This is a genomic window from Noviherbaspirillum sp. (genome assembly GCF_035254865.1).
GTDB lineage: Bacteria > Pseudomonadota > Gammaproteobacteria > Burkholderiales > Burkholderiaceae_D > Noviherbaspirillum.
On record NZ_DATFAF010000004.1, the window covers coordinates 82,985 to 105,863 of the forward strand.

General features: G+C 61.2%; 26 protein-coding genes. 16 read left to right on the plus strand and 10 right to left on the minus strand.

Going from position 1 to position 22,879, the window contains the following annotated elements:
* The first annotated feature begins 265 nt into the window (after positions 1 to 265).
* From VJ651_RS01160 to VJ651_RS01185, 6 genes are all read left to right on the plus strand, one after another.
* On the plus strand, positions 266 to 502 hold the full coding sequence (locus tag VJ651_RS01160; protein ID WP_324105667.1) for a cache domain-containing protein: 237 nt from the start codon (positions 266 to 268) through the stop codon (positions 500 to 502).
* 177 nt (positions 503 to 679) lie between these two features.
* A complete protein-coding gene (locus tag VJ651_RS01165; protein ID WP_324105668.1) occupies positions 680 to 3,187 on the plus strand; it encodes a sensor domain-containing protein in 2,508 nt (835 codons plus the stop codon).
* A gap of 69 nt (positions 3,188 to 3,256) precedes the next feature.
* Positions 3,257 to 3,643: a nucleotide pyrophosphohydrolase gene (locus VJ651_RS01170; RefSeq protein WP_324105669.1), complete on the plus strand. Its 387-nt coding sequence runs from the start codon at positions 3,257 to 3,259 to the stop codon at positions 3,641 to 3,643.
* Positions 3,644 to 4,031: 388 nt separating this feature from the next.
* Positions 4,032 to 4,679 carry a class I SAM-dependent methyltransferase gene (locus VJ651_RS01175; protein ID WP_136417960.1) on the plus strand — a complete coding sequence of 216 codons (648 nt, stop codon included), beginning with the start codon at positions 4,032 to 4,034 and terminating at the stop codon, positions 4,677 to 4,679.
* A gap of 150 nt (positions 4,680 to 4,829) precedes the next feature.
* Positions 4,830 to 5,837, plus strand: coding sequence for a DUF2156 domain-containing protein (locus tag VJ651_RS01180; protein WP_324105670.1), 1,008 nt, complete (start codon positions 4,830 to 4,832; stop codon positions 5,835 to 5,837).
* A 63-nt stretch (positions 5,838 to 5,900) separates the two neighbouring features.
* A complete protein-coding gene (locus VJ651_RS01185; protein ID WP_324105671.1) occupies positions 5,901 to 7,451 on the plus strand; it encodes a fatty acyl-CoA reductase in 1,551 nt (516 codons plus the stop codon).
* Positions 7,452 to 7,460: 9 nt separating this feature from the next.
* On the opposite strand, the gene VJ651_RS01190 is transcribed toward VJ651_RS01185, so the two are convergent.
* Positions 7,461 to 9,002 carry an acetyl-CoA hydrolase/transferase family protein gene (locus VJ651_RS01190; RefSeq protein ID WP_324105694.1) on the minus strand — a complete coding sequence of 514 codons (1,542 nt, stop codon included), beginning with the start codon at positions 9,000 to 9,002 and terminating at the stop codon, positions 7,461 to 7,463.
* Between the two features lie 253 nt (positions 9,003 to 9,255).
* Between VJ651_RS01190 and hpaR the strand changes: the two genes are divergently transcribed.
* Positions 9,256 to 9,756 (plus strand): homoprotocatechuate degradation operon regulator HpaR, encoded by a 501-nt coding sequence (gene hpaR / locus VJ651_RS01195; protein WP_324105672.1) that lies wholly within the window; start codon positions 9,256 to 9,258, stop codon positions 9,754 to 9,756.
* Here hpaR and VJ651_RS01200 read toward each other — a convergent pair.
* Positions 9,751 to 10,479 (minus strand): glutathione S-transferase, encoded by a 729-nt coding sequence (locus tag VJ651_RS01200; protein WP_324105673.1) that lies wholly within the window; start codon positions 10,477 to 10,479, stop codon positions 9,751 to 9,753. The genes hpaR and VJ651_RS01200 overlap by 6 nt on opposite strands.
* A gap of 349 nt (positions 10,480 to 10,828) precedes the next feature.
* Here VJ651_RS01200 and VJ651_RS01205 point away from each other — a divergent pair, with 349 nt between their 5' ends.
* The 4 genes from VJ651_RS01205 (at position 10,829) to VJ651_RS01220 (ending at position 14,273) form a co-directional block, all read left to right on the plus strand.
* Positions 10,829 to 11,602 (plus strand): ABC transporter ATP-binding protein, encoded by a 774-nt coding sequence (locus tag VJ651_RS01205; RefSeq protein ID WP_324105674.1) that lies wholly within the window; start codon positions 10,829 to 10,831, stop codon positions 11,600 to 11,602.
* Positions 11,599 to 12,594 carry an ABC transporter substrate-binding protein gene (locus tag VJ651_RS01210; RefSeq protein ID WP_324105675.1) on the plus strand — a complete coding sequence of 332 codons (996 nt, stop codon included), beginning with the start codon at positions 11,599 to 11,601 and terminating at the stop codon, positions 12,592 to 12,594. The genes VJ651_RS01205 and VJ651_RS01210 overlap by 4 nt, the downstream gene beginning before the upstream one ends.
* 85 nt (positions 12,595 to 12,679) lie before the next feature.
* A complete protein-coding gene (locus VJ651_RS01215; RefSeq protein ID WP_136417965.1) occupies positions 12,680 to 13,453 on the plus strand; it encodes an ABC transporter permease in 774 nt (257 codons plus the stop codon).
* Between the two features lie 64 nt (positions 13,454 to 13,517).
* Positions 13,518 to 14,273, plus strand: a complete 756-nt coding sequence (locus tag VJ651_RS01220; protein WP_324105676.1) for a transporter substrate-binding domain-containing protein — start codon at positions 13,518 to 13,520, stop codon at positions 14,271 to 14,273.
* 207 nt (positions 14,274 to 14,480) lie between these two features.
* On the opposite strand, the gene VJ651_RS01225 is transcribed toward VJ651_RS01220, so the two are convergent.
* From VJ651_RS01225 to VJ651_RS01245, 5 genes are all read right to left on the minus strand, one after another.
* Positions 14,481 to 14,888, minus strand: a complete 408-nt coding sequence (locus tag VJ651_RS01225) for a cupin domain-containing protein (protein ID WP_414691279.1) — start codon at positions 14,886 to 14,888, stop codon at positions 14,481 to 14,483.
* A 24-nt stretch (positions 14,889 to 14,912) separates the two neighbouring features.
* The gene (locus tag VJ651_RS01230; RefSeq protein WP_324105678.1) at positions 14,913 to 15,440 is read right to left on the minus strand and encodes an N-acetyltransferase; all 528 of its coding nucleotides are present in this window, start codon (positions 15,438 to 15,440) and stop codon (positions 14,913 to 14,915) included.
* Positions 15,441 to 15,480: 40 nt separating this feature from the next.
* Positions 15,481 to 15,903, minus strand: coding sequence for a VOC family protein (locus VJ651_RS01235; RefSeq protein ID WP_324105679.1), 423 nt, complete (start codon positions 15,901 to 15,903; stop codon positions 15,481 to 15,483).
* Positions 15,904 to 16,175: 272 nt separating this feature from the next.
* Positions 16,176 to 17,399, minus strand: a complete 1,224-nt coding sequence (locus VJ651_RS01240; protein ID WP_324105680.1) for a beta-ketoacyl-[acyl-carrier-protein] synthase family protein — start codon at positions 17,397 to 17,399, stop codon at positions 16,176 to 16,178.
* The gene (locus VJ651_RS01245) at positions 17,393 to 17,671 is read right to left on the minus strand and encodes an acyl carrier protein (RefSeq protein WP_136417975.1); all 279 of its coding nucleotides are present in this window, start codon (positions 17,669 to 17,671) and stop codon (positions 17,393 to 17,395) included. Before VJ651_RS01245 ends, VJ651_RS01240 begins: the two co-directional genes overlap by 7 nt.
* Positions 17,672 to 17,908: 237 nt before the next feature.
* Between VJ651_RS01245 and VJ651_RS01250 the strand changes: the two genes are divergently transcribed.
* Entirely contained in the window at positions 17,909 to 18,559 is a 651-nt protein-coding gene (locus tag VJ651_RS01250) for a LysE family transporter (protein WP_324105681.1), read from the plus strand.
* Here VJ651_RS01250 and VJ651_RS01255 read toward each other — a convergent pair.
* Positions 18,556 to 18,780, minus strand: a complete 225-nt coding sequence (locus tag VJ651_RS01255) for a hypothetical protein (protein ID WP_324105682.1) — start codon at positions 18,778 to 18,780, stop codon at positions 18,556 to 18,558. The genes VJ651_RS01250 and VJ651_RS01255 overlap by 4 nt on opposite strands.
* Positions 18,781 to 19,088: 308 nt before the next feature.
* Between VJ651_RS01255 and VJ651_RS01260 the strand changes: the two genes are divergently transcribed.
* Positions 19,089 to 19,700, plus strand: a complete 612-nt coding sequence (locus VJ651_RS01260; protein ID WP_324105683.1) for a hypothetical protein — start codon at positions 19,089 to 19,091, stop codon at positions 19,698 to 19,700.
* A gap of 86 nt (positions 19,701 to 19,786) precedes the next feature.
* On the opposite strand, the gene VJ651_RS01265 is transcribed toward VJ651_RS01260, so the two are convergent.
* Positions 19,787 to 19,990 (minus strand): hypothetical protein, encoded by a 204-nt coding sequence (locus VJ651_RS01265; RefSeq protein ID WP_136417979.1) that lies wholly within the window; start codon positions 19,988 to 19,990, stop codon positions 19,787 to 19,789.
* A gap of 170 nt (positions 19,991 to 20,160) precedes the next feature.
* The gene (locus tag VJ651_RS01270; RefSeq protein WP_324105684.1) at positions 20,161 to 20,700 is read right to left on the minus strand and encodes a Crp/Fnr family transcriptional regulator; all 540 of its coding nucleotides are present in this window, start codon (positions 20,698 to 20,700) and stop codon (positions 20,161 to 20,163) included.
* Positions 20,701 to 20,852: 152 nt separating this feature from the next.
* On the opposite strand from VJ651_RS01270, the gene VJ651_RS01275 reads away from it, so the two are divergent.
* The 3 genes from VJ651_RS01275 to VJ651_RS01285 all read left to right on the plus strand — a co-directional run bounded on the left by VJ651_RS01275 (position 20,853) and on the right by VJ651_RS01285 (position 22,871).
* Positions 20,853 to 21,407, plus strand: a complete 555-nt coding sequence (locus tag VJ651_RS01275; protein WP_324105685.1) for a hypothetical protein — start codon at positions 20,853 to 20,855, stop codon at positions 21,405 to 21,407.
* A 169-nt stretch (positions 21,408 to 21,576) separates the two neighbouring features.
* Positions 21,577 to 22,227, plus strand: a complete 651-nt coding sequence (locus VJ651_RS01280; RefSeq protein WP_136418065.1) for an MlaC/ttg2D family ABC transporter substrate-binding protein — start codon at positions 21,577 to 21,579, stop codon at positions 22,225 to 22,227.
* Between the two features lie 161 nt (positions 22,228 to 22,388).
* The gene (locus VJ651_RS01285) at positions 22,389 to 22,871 is read left to right on the plus strand and encodes a hypothetical protein (RefSeq protein ID WP_324105686.1); all 483 of its coding nucleotides are present in this window, start codon (positions 22,389 to 22,391) and stop codon (positions 22,869 to 22,871) included.
* The last annotated feature ends 8 nt before the right edge of the window (positions 22,872 to 22,879 follow it).

The following is a 22,879-nucleotide window of genomic DNA, read 5'->3' on the forward strand; positions in this document are numbered from 1 at the left end:
AACATGCCGTGCGGGCAGCGCTTGGCGATCTGCGCGCAGGGAAGCAAATATTGGCTTGGTAGGGCATGCTGGATTGCCTATTGGATATTTATCTCGACCATGGTATCGGCGCGATTGAACCCCAGCAACAGAATTAGCGCTCTAATCGCCTCGAAAAAATAAGAAAATGACAATGAAGGAAGTGAATCACGCGATTGCAACAAGAGAAGTCTATTTCAGATCAATTTATTGCCGTACAGCAATTTTTTTCAAATCGGCGTAGTATGTGTTTCGGCTGCGTCAAGCCGCCGGCGTTTTCGCACGGACGGCATCAAGCAGCGAATTAAAGGATGCCGACAACAAGCCGTTCATAAAGGAGATCCTGGCGAAAGCCGGGAGCGTCGGCCGCGGACGGGTGAATTATGAGTGGGTGAATCCGGCATCCAATGCAATCCAGCAGAAATCCGCCTATCCGGAGAAGGCGGAAGACGTGGTGATCACCACGGGTTTTTACAAGAATTAGCAGGCTGTTGAAAAACTACTGCGCGGGCCGATCCCGGGGCCTGCGGTGCTCTGCGTACAGGCGTACGCGTGCGCTCCTCGGTCCCAGTCTCGGCCCGCTCGCTACGTTTTTCAACAGCCTGTTAGGATAGACCGGCGGTTTCCGGAAATGCCGGGAATCGACAGCGAAGGAGATAGCGTGAACAGCCGCGCAGGAGATAACGAGCGCAATGAGCGTGACAGCGCGATTGAAGCGCTGCGCGCGAGCGAAGAAAAATATCGCGACATTCTCGAATCGATCGAGGATGCCTACTATGAGGTCGACCTGAAGGGCAATGTGGTGCGCTGCAACAGCGCCTTTTGCCGCATGCTCGGCTATACGGCGGAGGAACTGATCGGCCTCAACAACCGCAGCTTCCAGACACCCGAGGTTGCAGCCAGCGTGTATGCCACCTTCAGCGAGGTATTTCGCACCGGCGCACCCACGCACAGCTTCGACTGGGCGATGATCCGCAAGGATGGCAGCACCGTGGTAGGTGAAGGCTCGGTGCATCTGGTGCGAGGACTGCAGGGAGAGGCGACCGGATTTCGCGGCATGTTGCGCGACGTGACCCAGCGCCGCAGGACCGAACAGGCGCTGCGGGAAAGCGAGGCGAAATACCGCGGCATCCTCGATACCATCGAAGACGGTTACTACGAAGTCGACCTGCATGGCGATATCGTGCTGTGCAACAGCGCCTTCTGCCGCATGCTCGGCTACAGCGCCGAGGAACTCCTCGGCCAGAACAACCGCCGCTTTCAGCGACCGGAGGCCGCGGCTACCGTCTATGCAACCTTCAACCAGGTCTATCGCACCGGCGTGCCGGCGCACAGCTTCGACTGGCAGATGATCTGCAAGGATGGCCGGACCATCACCGGCGAAGGCTCGGTGCAACTGGTGCGCGACCTCGACGGCCAAGCGATCGGATTTCGCGGCATCCTGCGCGATGTGACCGAACGCAGAAACATGGAGCAGGCATTGCGCGAGAGCGAGGCGCGCTTCCGTGCGCTGACCAACCTGTCCTCCGACTGGTACTGGGAACAGGATAACGAGTTTCGCTACACCCGCATGGAAAGCCGGCGCACCGGCGCCGATTCGATCGAGAATTCCTTCCTCGGCAAACGTCCATGGGAAACCGAACTGGAGATCGAGGGCTTCGGCGGATGGCAGACCCATCGCGACCTGCTGGCCGCGCACCAGTCCTTCCGCGACATCATCATGCACCGCCTGCTCGCCGACGGCCGGCCGTATTACATCAGCGTCAGCGCGGAACCGGTGTTCGACGCCAGCGGCGCGTTCGCCGGCTATCGCGGCGTATCGCGCGAGATCACCGAGCAGAAGATCGCGGAAGAACGCATCCAGCACCTCGCCACGCACGACAGCCTGACCGGCCTGCCCAATCGGGTGATGTTCAGCCATCTGGTCGCCAACGCGATCGCCTCGGCGCAGCGCTACCAGCGCAATTGCGCGGTGCTGTTCATCGACCTCGACCGCTTCAAGTTCATCAACGATTCGCTCGGCCACGAAGCCGGCGACCAGCTGCTCAAGGAAATCAGCAAGCGCTTCAAGAAGGCGCTGCGCGCCAGCGACGTGGTCGCGCGCCTTGGCGGCGACGAGTTCGTGGTGCTGATCCAGGACTTGCAGCAAGAGACCCAGGCGGCGACGGTCGCGCGCAAGCTCCTGTCGGCGACGCTCAAACCGATCACGCTGGGCGGGCGCGACTGCCACATCACGGCCAGCATTGGCGTTGCCATGTATCCGCAGGACGGCGGCGACGAACAGTCGCTGATGAAGAACGCCGACATTGCGATGTACTACGCCAAGGATGAAGGCAAGAACAACTACCAGTTCTATTCGAAGGACATCCGCGCCCAGTCGCTGGAACGCCTGGCGCTGGAGACCAATCTGCGGCAGGCGCTGGAACGGGAGGAGTTCACCCTGCACTACCAGGCCAAGCGCGAACTCGACAAGGGCCGCATCACCGGCGTCGAGGCGCTGCTGCGCTGGGACAACGCGGAACTCGGCACAGTCTCCCCGGCGCGTTTCATCCCGATCGCGGAAGACACCGGCCTGATCGTCCAGATCGGCAAGTGGGTGCTGCGAACCGCCTGCGAACAGAACGTCGCCTGGCAACGCATGGGCCTGCCGCCGATCCATATGGCGGTCAACCTCTCCGCCCGCCAGTTCACCGACGAGCGCCTGGTGCAGGACATCGCCGCGATCCTGCAGGAAACCGGCATGGCGCCGAATCTGCTCGAACTCGAAATCACCGAAGGCATGGTCATACAGAATCCGGACCATGCGCTGCGCCTGCTGCGCGAGATCAAGGCGATGGGCGTGCGCCTGGCGATCGACGATTTCGGCACAGGCTATTCCTCGCTCGGCCAGTTGAAGAACTTCCCCATCGACACGCTCAAGGTCGATCGCTCCTTCATCCGCGACATCGCCACCAATGCGGAAGACAAGGCGCTGACCGAGGCCATCATCGCCATGGGCAAGACGCTCCAGCTGACGGTGGTGGCGGAAGGCGTGGAAACGCAGGAACAGGAAACCTTCCTGCGCGAACATGCCTGCGACGAGATGCAGGGCTACCTGTTCAGCAAGCCAGTGCCGGCGGGCGAGTTCGTCACGCTGATGACGGCGCACCTGCAAATGACGATTCTCTAAGGCCACGCATCAGCATCAGCAGCAGCAGCGCTATACTCGTTCCTTACCCCCTTTCAACGCGCGCATGCCATGGCCACCATCGATTCGGTAAAGACGCTGCTGCTCCGGTTCCGCGACGAGCGGGACTGGAAGCAGTTTCACACGCTGAAGAACCTCATCATCTCGCTCAATCTCGAATCGGCCGAGCTGCTGGAACTGACGCAATGGAAAACGGATGAAGAGCTTTCCTCCCTGCAGAACGACGACCGCTTCCGACAGGCGCTGAAGGATGAATGCGCGGACGTGTTCCTGTATCTGCTGCTGATTGCGGAAGAAAGCGGCATTGACCTGCTGCAGGCCGCGCAGGACAAGATCGCCAAGAACGCGCAACGCTACCCGGTCGACCAGTCGTACGGCTCCGCGCGCAAGTACACCGAGCTGAAGGCCTTGGCCCGCGGCCAAGAGGATGAGCGCTAAGCCTCGCCGCAGAGGTCTGATCGTCCTTTTCCACAAAAAATCACGCTGCCCCCTTCGGAACAAGAACCGATAGTCCTCGATCAGAGCTTTCGCCGGCCATCCGTTGCGCTGGCGAAACTTTCCTTTCAAGCACAAAAATTACTCCGCGAAAACTCCCCGCGTCGTGACTTTCAAGGTCATAAGTTTGGCCTGCGAAGCCAAGGTGAAACACGATGTTTATTTTTTGTCTTGGCTTAATCTTAACGCTCTAGTGCAGCCACTCTATTGCGCCCCCCGCGGCACTGAATGATTGCGGTGAAGAGCACCCGATACCGGGTGCGAGGAGACACGCCGGCGGGTCACACCGCCGGCGCCTACGACAAGGTTGAAAAGACCTGAGGAAGAAGCGATGAAAGACAAATACAAGCTGGTTGGTCCCGTCTACGATTGGTTGAGCGCGTTCTACAGCGGCAAGTCGATTCATCATTGCAAGGTCGCGATGCTGGACCATCTGAAGCCCGGCGACAAGGTGCTGTTCGCCGGAGTCGGCCATGGCAAGGATGCGGTGCATGCGGCCAAGCTCGGCGCCGAGGTCACCGTGGTCGATCTGTCGGAAACCATGCTGAAGAACTTTCAGCGCAACATGGACAAGGAAGGCATCACCGTCAAGATCCGCCAGGTGCACAGCGACATCATGAAGGTCGAGGAGTATGAGCAGTACGACATGGTGGTCGCGAACTTCTTCCTCAATGTGTTCGATGAAGAAATGATGGTGCGCGTGCTGGAGCATCTGATCAAGCTCGGCAAGCCCGGCGCCGACGTCGTGGTCGGCGATTTCTCCTACCCGACCGGAAACATCCTCTCGCGCGCGGTCAAGGTCGCCTACTGGTACGGCGCGGTCCTGTTCTTCTGGGCCTTTGCCGGCAATGCCGTCCACAAGATCTACAACTATCCCGAATGGATGAAGCGGCTCGGCCTGCATATCCGCGAGCAAAGGCATTTCCGCCTGTTGCTGCTGAACTGCTACTGGTCGGTCCTCGGCAAGAAACCTGTCTGATCCGGGCAGGCGGTCCGTCACGTTTTTCTCATCGCATCGGGCGCGAATGCCGCTGTGCGGCGTTCGCAGGCGCCACTCGCGCTGTCGCCCGTGCGTCCGTTGAAGAATGATCGATCGCTGGCTCCTCTACCTAACATCACGGAGGTCACTTTGTCTGATCAGGCTTTTGCGCTGGATAGGCCGATTAACACCAGCATCGCGCATCTCGACATGGCGCGCCGGGTTGCCTGCCTGAAGCAATTCGGCTCGCATTCGATGGCGTTCTCGACCATGCAGCCGGACATGTCGTATTTCGAGGTGTCCGGCATGGGCTACGTCGCCTACGCGCGCCACTGGGGCATGCGCTTTGCGCTGGCCGATCCGGTCTGCGCGCCGCACCACCGCGAGATGCTGCTGGACCGCTTTCTCGCGGAATATCCGAATGCCATGTTCGTGCAGGTCAGCAAACCGGTGGTCGACCATCTGCACCGCCGCTACGGTTACTACGGCACCCAGTTCGGCAGCGAATCGAAAGTCGATCTGGCGAACTGGTCGCTGCGCGGCGCGAAGAAACAGGTGATCCGCACCGCGATCAACCAGGCGCGCAACCAGGGCATCGAGATCCGCGAAACCGGCTTCAATTCCGATGCGAAGCGGATATCCGAAGCCTGGATACGCACACGCCGCTGCAAGAACAACGAGATCCGCTTCCTGATCCGGCCGATGCTGATCGATTACCGCGAAGGTACGCGCTACTTCTACGCCTATCACCATGGCGAAGCGGTCGGCTTCGTCTTTTTCGATCCGATCTACCAGAACGGCAAGCTGATCAGCTACGTGCCGAACATTTCGCGTTCCTCGGCCAACTTCAAGCAGGGCCTGTGGTACGCACTGATGGTGCACGCGATGGAAGTCTTCAAGGCCGAAGGCGTGCCCTACCTCGACCTCGGACTGGTGCCGCTGATGCTGGCCGACGGCGTCGAGCCGCAGGAATCGCGCCTGCTGCGCAGCACGATGTCGGTGATCCGCGAGCGCATGGATTTTCTGTACAACTTCAAGGGACTGGAGTTCGCCAAGTCGCGCTTCCAGGGCGTGGTCGAGAAGACCTACTGCTGCCATCGCAACGCCATGCCCGGGCTGGCGATGTTCGCGATGTTCCGCCTGACCCGCATTATCTGAGCAAGCTTTGTCCGCAAGGCGGGAGCGGTTTGCATGGTCCCGCCCAGAATGAGAGAAGAAGAAATGAAACGAAACGCGCGCAACCTGAGCGTCTGGACCGCATTGTGCGGCAAGCGTGTCCTGCTGACCGGCACCACCGGATTCCTGGCCAAGGTCGTGCTGGAGAAGCTCATCCGTGCCGTTCCCGATGTCGATCGCGTGATTCTGCCGATCCGGCGCGGGCGCGGCAGCGACAGCGCGCGCGAGCGATTCGAAAGGGAGGTCGCGACCTCGTCGGTTTTCGACAAGCTGCGCGCCGAGAATCCGGATTACCTCGAGCGCTTTTTCAACGAGCGGATCGAATGCATCACCGCCGAAGTGACCGAGCCGAACTTCGGACTGTCAGCAGGCAAGTTCGTCGAACTCGCCACGCGCGTGGACGTGGTGATCAATGCCGCGGCCAGCGTCGATTTCCGCGAGCCGCTCGATCAGGCGCTCGCCATCAACGCGCTGAGCCTGCACCACATCACCTCGCTGGCGCGTGCGGCCGATGTGCCGCTGATCCAGATTTCCACCTGTTACGTGAACGGCTACAACCGCGGCGAGATGCGCGAGCAAATGGTGCATCCGGCGGGCGCGGCGATCACGCGCCATCGCGACGGCTACTACGACGTCGAAGGATTGATCTGCAAGCTGCAGCACAAGATCGAGCAGGTAAAAGCCAGCTTCAGCGAACCCAAGCTGCGCGACCGCAAGCTGACCGAACTCGGCATCCGCGAGGCAAACCGCTACGGCTGGAACGATACCTACACCTTCACAAAATGGATGGGCGAACAGCTTGCCATGCGCGGCATGCAGGGTCGCGCACTGAGCATCGTGCGCCCCGCCATCATCGAGAGCACCTTGCAGGAGCCGACTGCCGGCTGGGTTGAAGGCGTCAAGGTGGCGGACGCGATCATCCTCGCCTATGCACGCGGCAAGACGGATTTCTTTCCGGCGAAACCGGATGGCGTCATCGATATCATCCCGGCCGACCTGGTTGCCAATAGCATCATCATGGCGACCGCCGAGGCCCTGATGGAACCGACCCAGCATCGCATCTATCAATGCAGCAGCAGCCTGGGCAATCCGGTGCGGATCGGTGAGGTGATCGGTTTATTGCAGGAGGAATGCAAGCGCAACTGGCGCAGCTATGATCGCTTGTTCCTGAGCGAGCCGACGCACGATTTCCGCGTGGTCAATCACACCAGCTTCCATCTGGCGATGGCGGCGATGCACGCCGGGGTGAGCCTATGGTCGGGCGCGCGCCGCCTGCTCGGACGCCAGGGCGAATCGCGCTCGCTGGAAAAGTTGCGCACCACGCAGACGCTGGCCGTGACCTTCTCTTTCTATACCCTGCCGCGCTACCGTTTCCACAACACGCGCCTGCTTGCGCTGGCGGAGCGTTTCAGCCCCGAGGAGAAGGCCTTGTTTCCGGTCGATGCGCGGCTGATCAGCTGGCCGGACTACCTGTGCCGTGTCCACATGGCCGGGCTCAATCGTTATGCGCTGCGCGGCAAGGGTGCTGCGCCGGCAGTGAGCACGGTGGAAGCGACGCTCGACGCTGCCTTGCCGGCACCGCAGGCCGTGCCCTGATCAATTTGCTTACGCTTGCGCGGCCGGCAGCATGGAGCCGGTCTCGCGATAGCGTTCGTGCCAGGAGAAGGCTTTTTCCAGCACATGCGGCGTGTGGCCGCCGCGCTGATCGGCTTCCGCCACATACGCTTCCAGCATTTCGCGATAGGGCGAAGGCACGCAATTGCGAACGATGACCTGCGCCCTTTCCCTCGGTGCGAGGCCGCGCAAATCCGCCAGACCCACTTCGGTCACCAGGATATCGACATCGTGCTCGGTATGGTCGACGTGCGTCACCATCGGCACGATGCTGGAAATCCTGCCGCCCTTGGCGATCGACTTGGTGGCGAAGATCGATAGATAGGCATTGCGCGCGAAGTCGCCCGAGCCGCCGATGCCGTTCATCATGTGCGTGCCCTGCACATGCGTCGAATTCACGTTGCCGTAGATGTCGGCTTCCAGCGCGGTGTTGAGCGCGATGATGCCCAGGCGCCGGATTATTTCCGGGTGGTTGCTCACTTCCTGCGGACGCAGGACCAGGCGGTCCTTGTAGCGCTCAATGTCGGCGAACACATGCGCGCTTTTTTGCGGCGACAGGGTGATCGACGATCCGGATGCGAAATCCAGCTTGCCGGCATCGAATAGCTCGAAGGTGGAATCCTGCAGGACTTCCGAATACATGCGCAGGTGCTTGAACGGGCTGTCGATGAAGCCCGACATGACGGCATTGGCGATGGTGCCGATGCCTGCCTGCAGCGGCAACAGGCTTTCCGTCAGCCGCCCGAGCTTCACTTCATTCTCGAAGAACGCGACAAGATGCTTCGCGATGGCCGCCGTCTCGTTGTCCGGCGGCAGGACGGTGGAGGAACTGTCGAGCTTTTCGGTGATGACGATGGCGACGATCTTTTCCGGCGAAATCTGGATGGCAGTGGTGCCGACGCGGTCCTCGACGCCGGTAATCGGAATCGGCTCGCGGTTGGGGCGGGGCTTGGGAATGAAGATGTCGTGCAGGCCTTCGAGTTCGGCCGGTTGCGTCAGGTTGATCTCGACGATCACCTTGTCGGCCAGGATGGCGAAGCTGGCGCTGTTGCCGACCGAGGTCGTCGGGATGATGGCGCCGGTTTCGGTGATGGCCGCGGCTTCGATGATGGCGACGTCGATGGGCGCGATCTGCCGCGTGCGCAGCAATTCCACGGTCTCCGACAAATGATGGTCGACGTACATCACCTCGCCGCGATTGATCGCCGCGCGCAGCACGGGATCGGACTGGAAGGGTATGCGGCGCGCCAGCACGCCGGCTTCGGTCAGCGTGCGATCCACGTCGGCGCCGAGTGAGGCGCCTGTCATCAGCGTGATCTTGAGTTGCTCGTGGCGAGCACGCTCGGCCAGCGCGAACGGCACCACCTTGGCATCGCCGGCGCGCGTGAAGCCGCTCATGCCGACGGTCATGCCGTCTTTCACCCAGGCGGCCGCGGCGCTCGCAGTCGTGACTTTTTCCCGCAGTTGCGGAAGACGGATGCGGTCATCGTAACGGGTCAGCTTGATCGGATTCAGCAAGATGGTCTCCTTCATGAAATCGGTCGGGAACGGGAAACCGCCGCGCGGCTCAAGCCGGCGCACCGGCATGGCGATGATGTTGCCTTCAGGAGGCGTCGTCGGAGAGAGGCTCGCCCCGATGCAAATCACAATGAAAGTCGATGGCGGCCGGCGGGCAGTTTACTAATATATGAGCGATTAAATCACTAATATGTTAGTGAGTCAATGAGTATAATAGTTCCCCCATCGATCCGCTTTGACGGACGACACCGGCGAACATGGAGGTTCCGTGAAACATCGCATTACATACCGCAACCTGCCCCAGCTATTTTTGAAGGCGCGCGAGTGCCTGATGTCGCATTTCCGCCCGATTCTCAATCACTTCGGGGTCACCGAGCAGCAATGGCGCATCCTGCGGGTGCTGGACGAGCGCGGCCAGCTCGAACCGCGCGAGCTCTGCGATCTGTGCCAGATCCAGAGTCCCAGCATGGCCGGGGTGCTGGCGCGCATGGAAGACATGGGCCTGGTGCGCCGCGCGCGCTTGCCGGAAGATCAACGCCGCGTGATGGTGCGACTGGCGCCGAAGGGCGACCGGCTGATCGCGGAGATCGCGCCCCTGATCGACGCGCAATACGACGAGATAGAAAAGACTTTCGGCAAGCCGGCCATCAACGCGCTGTTCGGCTCGCTGGAAGCATTCATCGCGGCCAACGAGAGCCCGGTGCCTGCGGTGGAACTGCCATCCGCCGCCGAGCGCCGCAATGCCGGCAGGCGCAGCGAAAAATCATAAGTCCAGCTCCTTGTAGTGGCGGAAGATGCCCTCGTTATTGAAGGGGATGCGCCGTTTCGACTTCAGGTAAGCCTTGATTCGCGTGCGCGCCGCGACGCGATCATGCAGTGCAATCAGCAAGGGATAGTCGGACTCCAGGCGCTTCATGTTGCGCGGAAACGCGAAGCGCAAACCGGCGATCATCTGAAACATCGACAGGTCAACATAAGTCAGCGTATCGCCGGCCAGCCATGATTCCCCGCTCGGATTGCGTGCAAGCACAGTCTCGAAGTAGCCGAGGAATTTCGGCAGGCGCGACGCGGTAAATTCCTCTGCCCGACGCAAGGCTTCCGGCTTCTGCTCGTCGTAGTAAAGACTGGCGGCGATCGGATGATGCGTGTCATGCACTTCCAACAACATGTCCGCGATGGTGAGCTGCAATTGATGCACCCACAAGCGGCCCGCCTCATCGTCCGGGGCAAGCCCGTGACGCGATCCGAGAAACAGCAGAATGTTCGCCGTCTGCGCGATGATCTGTTCGCCCGCTTTCAGGAACGGCGGCGCAAACGGCGGGCAAGAAACCGCTTGGCTTTCCATCAGGCGCATCATGGCCGTCATTCCCATGCCATTGCGCTCCGCGCGCCGCGCGACATCGACATAATCGGCACCCGCTTCTTCCAGGGCAAGTCGAATGAATTCGCCGCGCCCCTGTATCTCGGGCCAGTAATACAGTTCATAGCGCATGGCCTCTCCCTCGTGCATCTAATCGATAGCGCCGCGGTCAAAAAGGCATTGCGCACAACGACCTTGCCCAGCGTGTTGATGAATTGTCATCATGCTTCACCCTTTTGTCGGCCGACGCATCCATGCTTGCCAATTCTGCAAGCAGTGCATTGCGCCGCCTCAGCTCTTATTCGATTTGCGCATAAGCATAGTTCGGAAAAATTGTTGTACTTGCCACCGTCCATCATTAAAGTTCGATATTGCGAAAAGTAATTAAGCCCCGCATTCACATTACCCAGGTGCGCACATCGGCGCATCGCCTCCACTGTCTTTCTTGCGACGTCGCCCGCGGCGACACGAAATGATTTGAATGAAACTATCGTTTAACAACATCGAGAAGCGTTTTGCCGACCTGCATGTCATCAAGACATTCAGTCGCGAGGTCGAAGAAGGCGAGTTGATCGCCCTCGTCGGTCCTTCCGGCTGCGGCAAGTCGACCTTGCTGCACATCGCCGCCGGCCTGGAGAAGCCGAGCGCCGGCAGCATGCTCGCCGACGGCAATCCGGTGCAGGGGCCGAATCCGGAGCGCATGCTGATGTTTCAGGAAAACGCGCTCTATCCGTGGATGACGCTGGCGCAAAACGTGGCGATGGCACTGGAGTTGCAAAAGGTCGAGAAGAAGCAGGCGCGCAAGCAGGCTTTCGAATGGCTCGACAAGGTCAACCTGAAAGGCTTCGAAGATTACTACCCGCACCAGGTCTCCGGCGGCATGCGGCAACGCGCCGCCCTGGCACGCGCCTTCATTTCGCATCCGAAAGTGCTGCTGCTGGACGAGCCGTTCGGCGCACTCGACGCATTGACGCGCATGACGCTGCAGGATGCCTTGCGCGACCTGATCCGCGAAGCGCGCCCGACCGTGCTGCTGGTCACGCATGATGTCGACGAAGCCTTGTTTCTCGCCGACCGCATCCTGGTGTTCAGCAAGCGGCCCGCGACCGTGCTGCAGGAATTCAATCTGGCGCACTACGAAAAGACGCACGACTTGTCGGAGTTCGCGCCGGTGCGCCGTCAGATTTTGGGATTGCTCGGCATCCATGCCGAGCACGAAGAAAACACCGCCTTACTGGAAGGAGCAGGAATATGAAGTTGTCGAAATTTCTCATCTCCGCGCTGGCCATATTCGCCATCGCCGGACAAGCCGCTGCCAATGAAAAATTCAAGGTCGGTTACCTGCGCGTGATGGACGATGCGCAGGCGATCGTCGCGCAGGAAGCCGGCTTCTACAAGAAGCAGGGGCTCGATGTGGAACTGGTCGAATTCAAGTCCGGCACCGACCTGATCAAGGCCATCGTCGGCGGCCAGCTCGACTCGGGCGTGCTCGGCTTCACCAATGCGCTGGCCTGGGCCTCCAAGGGCGCAGACCTGAAAGTGGTGGGCGGCGCGCAGCAAGGCTACCACGCGCTGGTGGTGCGTGAAGACGCCGGCATCAAGACTGTCGCCGACCTGAAAGGCAAGACGCTCGCTTCGCAAGCCGAAGGCAGCACCGCCGACACCGTGCTGAAGGGTGTGGTGCTCAAGCAGGCGCATCTCAAGCCGGACGAAGTCAACATCATGGGCGTCAGCCCGCAAGTCGCGGTGCAATCGCTGGTCGGCAAGCGCGTCGATGCCGCCTTCCTGTTCGAGCCGCAGGCATCCATCGCGCAGCTGGTGGCGCCGGTCAAGGAAATCTATGAAATCGGCGAAGTCTGGCCCTTCCCCTGCATGGTCGTCATCACCTCCGGCGACACGCTGAAGAAGCGCAAGGAAGCCGTATGGAAATCGCTGGACGCGCAACGCGACGCGATCGAGATGCTGCAGAAAAAGCCGGCTGACGCGGCCAAGCTGATCGCCGGCTATTTCATCGCCGAGCCGACGCTCAAGACCCTGAAGAAAGGCGAGGTGCCGCGCGAAACCGTCATCACCAGCGCCATCAAGAGCCAGACCTTCAGCCCGATCATCGCCGCGAAGGACGAGGCACGCATGCAGGAAATCGCCGGCATCCTGCAAGAACAGGGTTCGCTCAAGACGCGCGACGGCAAACCGTATGACGTGAAGAACATCCTGGATCTGAGCTGGCAGAAGGAACGCAAGCTGTAAGCAGCACCACTCTCCGCACCTGCGCAGGGGAGGAAACATCGATAAAATGGCCGGCTCGCGCCGGCCATCTCGTTTAAAGACAAACATGAGCACCAGAACCCGCATCTCCGGTTATCGCAAACAACTCGCCTTCGGACTGGCGGTTGTTTTCATCCTGTTCGGCTGGCAAGTGGCCGCCTGGTCGCTGCCCGCCTACCTGATGCCGGATGTGCCCACGGTGATCGCGCGTCTGTGGCAGGAAGTACAGACCGACAATTTCCGCGCCGCGCTCTGGGGCAGCCTGTCGCGCCTTGCCGTCGGCTACGGCTCGGCCATGCTGTTCGGCGTCGGCTTCGGCCTGATCGGCGCGATCCTGTTCTTCTTCCGTGAAGTGCTCAAGTCCGCCATCATCATCCTGCAATCGATCCCCTCGATCGCCTGGGTGCCGCTGTTCCTGATCCTGATGGGCTTCGGCAACATGCCGATCATCGTCGTGGTCGCCGTCGCCGCCTTCTTCCCCGCTGCGCTGTCCGTGATGAATGCGACCGAGAGCGTGCAACACGTGCATGTTTCCGCCGCGCGCGTCATGGGCGCATCGCGCTGGGACATGATCAAGCGCGTCTACCTGCCCGCCGTCATGCCGGAACTCATCACCGGCGCGCAACTCGCCTTCGGCAATGCCTGGCGCGCGCTGATTTCCTGCGAAATGCTGGTCGGTTTCGGGAAAGGTTTGGGCCGCTCGCTGTCCTATGCTGGTGAAACCGCCGACATGGTGGGCGTGATGACCAACATTCTTGCGATCGCCATCCTCGCCCCGCTGATCGACCAACTGTTGCTGGAGAAGCTGAAGCATCGCGTGCTGCGCTATCAATATGTCTGAGACGACGACTTTTCAACGCTGCGTGTCGCCATCCTCATTCGCTCATCGCCGAATGAAGATGTCCATGCTTGGTCTCGCGCTGATCGCGCTCTTTGCCGACGCCCTGGCGGCACCGGCACTCGACCATGCGCGCAAGCGCAAGAAGCTGGTTGCGGCCGTCCACTACGTCGCGCCCGAATACAAGGCAGGCACGAAGTTTCGCACGCCCGAAACCATCGACACCGCACTCGCGGAAGACATCGCCAAACGCCTGCAACTGCCGCTGGTCACCGTGCGCGCCGACACCGGCAATGCCGACATTGCCCTCGTCACGCTGACGGAAAAGCGCCGCTTGCCGCGCTCGGCAACCATCATCCCCACCGGCTACACGGCCGGCCCGATGGCCATCATGCGCGACGATACCGACATCAAGCGCTGGGACGACCTGAAAGGCCGCAAGGTCTGCGTCGCGGAAAGCGGCCATTATGTCGGCATGCCCGCCCTGCAATACGGCGCCATCGAAATGCGCTTCAGGGCCCCCGCCGATGCACTCATCGCCCTGCGCACCGGCGCATGCGACGCGACCGTCCACGACAACACCCTGCTGGAAGAGCTGATCAAGCTGCCGGAATGGAAGAAGTTCTCCGCCACGCTCACCACTCCGCAGCGCGCCCCGCTCGCGCTGGTCCTCACGAAGATGGACACGAATACCACGGCCTTTCTCACGCAAGTCGTGCAGGACTGGACCGCCAGCGGATTTGTGAACGAGCTGACGAAGAAGGCCGTGCAGAACATCGCGTTCGAGGTGTATCTGGATCAGGCCGTGCCGGACTGCCATTGAAGCGGCGCCCTCAGCAGCTCGCCACATTCCTGCGTCATCGCTTTCGGTGAAACGCGGCCAGGGCGCACGACAATGCGGCCCCAGCAATGCCGTGACTGGCAGGCTGTTGAAAAACGTCGCGAGCGGGCCGAGATTTGGGTCGAGGAGCGCAAGCGTACAAGCAGTACGCAGAGTACCGCAGACCCAAAAATCGGTCCGCGCAGCCTGCTAGGGCAATACTGTGTTACCGGTATACGGCTCCACCTTGTCCTGCTCGGCCGGGTCGTTGCGCGCAACGATGGCGCGTGCCGCATCGATTTCACTGAGGTTGATCGCCTCATGCGGTACCCCGGGCGGCACGAAGAGAAAGTCTCCCGCCTCGCTCACGATTTCATTTTCCAGCATCGCGCCCCAGCGCGTACAGACTTTGCCTTCGAGCACATAGATGCCGGTTTCGTAACCCATGTGGATGTGCGGCTGCGCACGACCGCCCGGCGGAATGACGACGACATGCATCGACAAGCCCTTGGCGCCGACCGTCTGGCCCGAAATGCCAATGAAATAGGGAAGACGCTGCGTCGTCATGACTTCGGTGTCGGGGCGCAGGCCCTTGACTGTTGGCTGTTCCATGTTCATATGTTCCCTGCGAGCAAGGTCAGACTAGAGCGTCACGCCACCGGCCTTGAATCCGTCGTGGAAAGTGACAGTGCCATGTGGGGTATGACCGTCGAATGACAGCGCGAAGAAAACATCTTGTGGCACTCCTTCAAGCACGAGTTCCGGCATGTTTCTGAATCCGAACTTCCTGTAGTAATCGGGATGTCCGACAAGACAACAGCCTTGAGCATGCATCGCTTTCAATCGTGACAGCCCTTCCTGTATCAGTGCTTTGCCTATGCCCTGCCGCTGATACGCTGGCTGGACTGAAACCGGCCCAAGGCCGTACCAGTTGCGTGTGCCGTCCGAAATGGTCACGGGGGAAAAGGCAATATGACCAACCACCCGGCCATCCACTTCTGCGACGAGCGATACCGTGAGAGCCTGGGCCGCACGCAACGCCGCGATGATGAACTGCTCGGTGTGATTGCTGATCTCCAGGGTCTTGAATGCAGCTACTGTCACCTCGCTTATTGCGTCGGCGTCGGCATCGGCGTCGGTTTCGCTCCTGAGTTTGACCTGCTGATTCATGGATTTCATCGATGGAGTCAGTATGTAGCGACCTTAAACCTCAGTCCTGAGGCAACCATTGCGGATTCCAGACCACCTCCCACAGATGCTTGTCCGGATCTTGAAAGTAGCCAGCATAGCCGCCCCAAAAAGTTTCGTGAGCCGGCTTGACGACAACTGCCCCGGCCAACTCGGCCTGCCTCATCACGGCGTCGACTTCCTCTCTCGAGCCAACATTATGTCCCAATGTCAGCGCAGTTTCGCAGGGTGCGCTTTGCGCAAGGCCGGTGTCATGCGCAATGCTCTTGCGCGGCCAAAGGGCCAGCTTCAACCCAGCCTGCAAATCAAAAAACGCGACTGCTCCGTATTCAAATTCCTTGCCGACAATGCCTTCGGACGCGAAGCCAAGCCCGTCGCGATAAAACTGCACGGCACGTTCCAGATCGTCGACACCCAGGGTAATAACGGAAATGCGCGGCTTCATTCGGTGGCCTTTCGCGGAAATAAGCTTTGAGATGTTCAGCCGCGCTGCGCTGGCAGGTGATTGGCGGCTTGGGCAAGGAGACGAATATGTGAAGTATAAAAGAATACGCCGATTATTTTCAGCCCGCCACAGCGACAAGACCTGACAAGGCATTGGTCAGACCTCGATACGGGACGCGCCCCTACTGACCATCAGCAACAAGCAGCGCAAGGCCGGATCCGGTTGTACATTCCGCAAACCGGTCCGGCCTTCTCCCTGCCGCACTGCTTGATCTATTCCACGGCGCGCGCGACCAGCACCGCGTTGTTGCCGCCGAAGGCAAATGAATTGGACATCACGGTCTTGAGGCGATCGACCGGGCGCCCCTTGCCCGGCACGTAATCCAGATCGCAATCCGGATCGCGCTCTTGCCAGAACGCGGTGGGCGGCACGGCGCGATGCTGCATGGCGAGCACCGAGGCGGCGAATTCAATGGCGCCGGTGGCGCCGATCGCGTGGCCGTGCGAGGACTTGGTGGAGGACACCGGAATGGCGTGCGCATAGTCGCCGAACACACGCTTGATGGAGCGCGTCTCCACCACGTCGCCGACCAGGGTCGCGGTGCCATGCGCGTTGATGTAGTCGATATCCTGCGGTTCGACTTGCGCATCGCACAGCGCTGCTTCGATGGCCCTGCTCTGCCCCGCTTCATCCGGCTTGGTGATGTGCGAGGCGTCGTTGCTCAGTCCGTAGCCGATGATCTCGGCCAGGATGCGCGCGCCGCGTCGCATCGCGCCGTCCATTTCTTCCAGCACCACGATGCACGCGCCCTCGGCGATGTGAAAACCGGTGCGCCCCTTGCTGAAGGGACGGCAGCCGGTGGAGGGTTCTCCCTGCGAGGTGGCCAGCACTTGCAACGTTTGCCATTCGTTGATGACGCCGGGTGTGAGCATGCATTCCGCACCGCCGGCCAGCACCGTGTCCAGATAGCCGTCCTTGATGCGACGGTAGGCGTCGCCGATGGCGATGGAGGATGAGGAACAGGCAGCGGAGAAGGTCTGGCATTCGCCATGGATGCCGTGCCGCATCGCGATCTGCGAGGCGGGCGCGTGGTTCATCGCCAGCGGCACCGTCAGCAGGCGTTTCTTTTGCTCGGCCTTGAAGAAATTCCAGTAGGCGTTCTCCAGGCTTTCGGCGCCGCCCATGCCGGTACCGAGGAACACGCCGCAGCGCGAGGTGTCTTCCGGCTTGAGGCGCGCCGCATCGAGCGCGCGGTCGGACACCACCATCGCCATCTGCGAGACGCGATCCAGCGACAGCAGCTGGATCTTGCTGAAATGGCGGCTGGAATCGAATTCCACGCCGCCGACCTTGTGCGTCTCGGGCAATCTGGCCGATCGCCGGATGCCGGAAACGCCGTCCATCAGGTTCTGGAAGAAGGTGTTCGGCGTCTCGCCGACGCAGGTCATCAGGCCGATGCCGGTGACGGCAACGCGCCGCCCCTGCCTGGCTAGCATTGTTGTGCCTCGGGATGCAGCATGGATGCGGCCGGCATCAGTTGCAGCATCTGTTTGGCGAGTTCGGTCAGGTTGGTGGGATAGTCGGTGCTGCTGAGGTTGTCGAATTTCACGTTGAATTCATCTTCCAGCATGAAGATGACTTCGGCCATGGTCAGCGAATCGTAGTCGAGCTCGCTAAAAGGGGTGTCGGACATGAGCTTTTGCTTGTCCGTTTCCAGGTTCTTCTCCAGGCAGGCGGCGATTTTTTCCTTGATATTGGCGAGTTGCATGTTGTCTCCACGATTTTTGTAGGCGGGGTTTCAGGCAGTTTGCGCGTCCGCGAAACTATTCCTTGGAAGAAAATATCATTGCAATCATCACCAACTTTGATCCCCGACAAGCTATCCGAGGGAAAAACAGGGCATGGCTTCCAGGGTCAAGTCTTGGTTTCCAGGGTCAAGCCGCGTCGGCAGGATTGCGCGCGCCGTTGCATAATCTTGTCTTCACAAGTCAAACCCGGAACACGCATGAGCTTCACTACCTGGATCACTTTTCTCGTCGCCGCCTGCATCATCGCCGTCTCCCCCGGTTCGGGCGCGGTGCTGTCGATGTCGCACGGCCTCGCCTACGGCGTCAGGAAGACGACCGGCACCATCCTCGGCCTGCAGCTCGGGCTGCTGCTGGTGCTGTTCATCGCCGGTGCCGGCGTCGGTTCCATCCTGCTGGCGTCGGAAGTCGCCTTCAACGTGGTCAAGACGGTCGGCGCGCTATATCTGATCTATCTCGGTTTCAGCCAGTGGCGCGCCAAGGTGCAGGTGCAACCCGACCAGCTCCAGCGCGCTCCGATGACGGCGCGCACCGAAGTGCCGCAGTTGCGCAAGCGCCTGCTGACCGGTTTCCTGACCAATGCCACCAATCCGAAAGGCATCATCTTCATGGTCGCGGTGCTGCCGCAATTCATCGCGCACAATGCGCCGCTGCTGCCGCAGTTGCTGATCCTGGCGGCAACCATGTGCGCGGTCGATTTGGCGGTGATGCACGGCTACGCATTCGCGGCGTCCTCGATGCAGCGCTTTTTCCGCAACGCGCATGCGGTGAAAAAACAGAACATGTTCTTCGGCAGCGTATTGATGGCGGTCGGCGCGGCGCTGTTCTTCGTCAAGCGCAATCCGGGCTAGTCGAGCCGTCGCGCGGTGTGCCGCCACACCGCGCCCGGCTCGCTGCGGGCAACATTGCGTTCCCAGCGGGCGCCGCAGGCGTGGCACACGTAATACTCGATATGGCCGGTGGCGGTGCCGCCGAAATTGATGCCCGCCTGCGAGTGCAGCAGCAAGTTGGCATGCGGCGAGACGACGGCATTCTTGCCGTCGAGCGCCTTGCAGTCAGCGCACTCTTCCATCTGCACCTCCTCGCGTGAAAACGCCACATCCCGTAACGACATCCTGTATTGACCTTGCGAGCCCCGGCTTGTGCCGCATCAGGGCGCGGATTTGAATCGCCTCAATCTCTGGTGCCTGCTTTTCCGGCATGCATTTTCCCTGCCGCAAGCTGTTGTATTTTCACCGTCTTGCATCCGGTTCGCGTGAGATGGATCAAGCTCCTGCGGGGCTCGACCGACGAAAGTTAACCCCGTCTTATTGACCGTCGGCCGCAGCGTCTCTGGCGCCGGCCCGACGCATTTCCCTCAACGACTAAAAAGGAAACCGCATGAGTGCAATCGACGCAAAGGAAAGTCCTGTGCAACTGGATGACGGCCATGCCGACCATGAGCAGCACGCGCCCGCAAGCGCGGCGGCGGACGCGGTCAGGGAAGGCATTGTCCGCCGTCTGTCCGGCGCCAAGGCGATCGACGCCGATATCGTGATCGTGGTCAAGGCCACGGTGGCGGATGCGCTGAAGGCCGGCGGCAGCGCCGCACATCAGCTAACCAAGCTCATTCACGATGTCGTGCGCGGCGCGATTCAGGCGGTGGAACAGCTCGGCCTCGATCTGACCGCGAGCATGAAGAGCGTGGCCAAGGGCATCGTGCTGGGCGTGCATGAAGTGGGTGGCGACGTCATCACCGCGTCCGCCGAAACCGCGCACGCGATCATCCTGCATGTCGCATCGGTCGGCGCCGACGCCGGCACGGCGGCGCGGCGTGCGGCCGAGGGCAGCATCGAGGGTGTGGGCAGGATCGGCAAGCTGGCGATCAAGACCATCAAGGATGTCGCGCTCGGCGCCAGCGACGGCATTGGACAGGTGGTCGGTGCGGTGTTGCCGCTCGCGGTGCGTCAGCACGTGGTGGATGCGGCACCGGCGAGCGCGAAGAGCGATTGATCTCCGCCGGGATGCATCAATGAATGCGGCAAAGCCTTCGCCTTCCCGGCGCATGGCATTTGCTGCATCAGCGGTGTCGGCCCGAATCAGGAATGGCAGTGCGGCGCGCAGTCGATGCAACCGTTCGCGGTGGGATACAGGCGTAGCGCCTCGGCCATGGCTCCGTAGCAGGAGACAAAGTCGCCCAGGAACTGCTTGTCGTCCGCAAGCGCCAACCGAGGGCAGTCGTGCTTGTGCACTTCGTGATCGCCGTTCGCTTCAGCATGTCTGTTCACGTAGTAACTGGCCATGTCGACCTCCTGTTTTCCGTGCGGATCGCGCACTTGAGCGGAGCGTGAAATACGATGTTGCCGATATTGTTCAAACACACGTAGTTCATTCGGCATTTAACGCGCTTTCTTGCCGTTTGGCACACCGATCGAGAGAGGAAAAATGATTTTGCTTGATCCAGAACAGCTTGCTAACGCAGCCTGAGTTCTTCGTTGTGCCGCGCGATGCGGCCCTCGCGTTCCAGCACCGCCAAGGCACGGTACAAGGCCTCGTGCGTGAGCCCGATTTCTTCCGCAAATCGCTTGAGCGTCGCGTCCCACTTCCATGTCCCGCTCGTGTCGCAACGCAGCCGCAAGGCTTGCAGCACGCGCTCTGGCGCCGAGCGGATGCGGCTGAGTTCCAGCCGGGTGCGCAGGCCCTGCACGCGCTGCGCAAGTTCGGCGGCGAACGCCCACAGCGCGTCCGGATCCTGCCTTAGCGCCCCTTGCAAGGCGGCCTTGGGATAGACCAGCACCTCGGAGCGCTGCAGCGCGATGGCATCGCAATGGTAGCGCTCTGAAAAGAGCGAAGCCTCGGCGAACAATTCGCCGGCGCGCACGGTGTGCATCGGCATGTCGGCGCCGCCCGGCGTCGTCCGCAACAGGCGAACGCGGCCTGTCGCCAGCCGGAACATGCCGAAGGATCTGTCGCCCTGACGAAACAGCATGTCGCCGGCCTGGAGGTGGCGCATCTCCGGTTTCACATTGGCGAAACAGGCAGGCAGGGATGTCGCCGCGGGCGCATCATCGGGTATGAATGATTTTTTTACCATATGATTGCAATCATATGCGCCGCCCAGCTGCCGGGCAATAATGCACGCTCACCGCATGAAGGAGACACCGCATGAAAACCCTCATCTTCGCACTGGCGCTCGCCATTTCCTCGATTCCCGCCTGGGCGCAGCACATGCATCCGCAGGCGGCGCCGGATGCGCCCTCGCCGGCCATGCCGCACGCGCATTCGCCCTACGCCGGCATGCAGGCTCGCAGCATCAAGGCGCTGTCCGAACAGCAACTCAACGATCTGCGTGCCGGCAAGGGCATGGCGCTCGCGCTGCCGGCGGAGCTCAACGGCTATCCAGGGCCTGCGCATGTGCTCGAACTGGCAGCGCCGCTCGACCTGAGCGATGAACAGAAGCGCAAGACGCAGGCCTTGTTCGAACAGATGCAGTCGGAAACGAAGACGCTCGGTCTTGCCTTGATCGCCGCCGAACGCGAACTCGACCGCCTGTTCCGCGAAAGAAAGGCCAGCGCCGCGTCGCTCGAGCAGGCAACGGCAAACGCGGCGCAGGCGCAAGGCCGCTTGCGTGCGGCGCACCTGCGTTATCACGTGAGCATGCTCGATGTACTTAATCACGAACAAGTCAACATGTACATGCACTTGCGCGGGTACAATTGACTTTGGCGGGCCCCATCGTCTTGACCCTGTTGTCATTCACGTGAAGGCTTCCTTTCTCCACTGCCAAAACCTTGGCTGGTCCGCATCGCTGGAACAGATCGACCGCTTGGCCAAAACTTTTCGGTGCTGGTGTTGTCAGGCATCATGTTTGGCGGATTGAAGAGAAATGATGAAGATACTCACGAAACTGGTTTTCCTGGCCACACTGGCCCTGGGCACACTTGCCTTCGCCGCGCCGGCGCCTTCTGAAGAAGCGCCGGATGTCCTGATCAAGCGCATCACGATGGAAGTCCTGGATACCGCGAGGACGGACAAGGCGATCAAGGCCGGCGACCGGCGCCGCATCCATCAACTGGTCGACAATCTGATCCTGCCGCACATCGATTTCGAGCGCACCACCGAGCTCACGCTCGGGCGCCACTGGCGTGAAGCGACGCCGCAGCAGCGCGCACAAGTGACCAAGGAATTCCGCGCGCTCCTGATGTACACCTATGCGGGCGCGCTGTCCCAGGTGGGCGACCAGAAGGTGGTGTTCCGACCGCTGCGCGCCGAGCCGGGCGCCACCGAAGTCGAAGTCCGCTTCGACGTGCTGCAGCCGCGCAATCCCGATCCGGTCCAGGTCACCTATCGCGTGTACAAGACACCGGATGGATGGAAGGTGTACGACGTCAATGTGCTGGGCGTATGGCTGATCGAAACCTACAAGGAAAGCTTCTCGGCGGAGATCGCCAATGGCGGCATCGACGGCTTGATCCGTACGCTGTCCGAAAAGAACAAGCGCCTCGCCGCGCAGCCACCGCAGGACGGCAAGGCCTCGTGATTCGCGCCGGCAGCGATGCGTTCGCCGCAAGCTGTCCTGGATCAAGAATGCGGCATTCTCCTCGGCCACAAGCTGCCCTACCATGAGAAAGAAGCATTGATCGACGCGCGGCACGGCCTCGCCACCACGGACCGCCGGCGTCCCGCTTCATGGAGGTCCACATGCCCAATGCAATGCCAACCAGCGGCGATGTCCGCACTGTCCGCAAGCTGATTTCCCTTGCCGTTCTTGTCATGGGCGCCGCCCTATCTGCGCACGCGCCGGCGCAAGGCAGCAAGTCATCCGACATCGAGGCGCGTTACCAGAGCGAGCGCGCGGCCTGCGACAAGGCACCGCCGAGCCAGGACCGCGCGGCATGCCTGCGCGAAGCCGCCGCCGCCAGGGCGGAAGCGCGGCACGGACAGCTCAACGACGCGCAGACCACTTACGATCAGAACGCGCTCGCCCGCTGCCAAGCGCTGCCCGCGGAAGAACGCGACGCCTGCCAGCGCCGCACGCGCGACGAAGGCGTCACCAGCGGCAGCGTGTCCGAAGGCGGCATCTACCGCGAATACAAGGAAGTCACCCTGCCGCCCGCGACCTCGGCGCCGGATGCCGCGCCCAACACCAAGGCGGGCGAAGCGCCGAGCGGCGGCAAGCAGTAGTGCCAGCA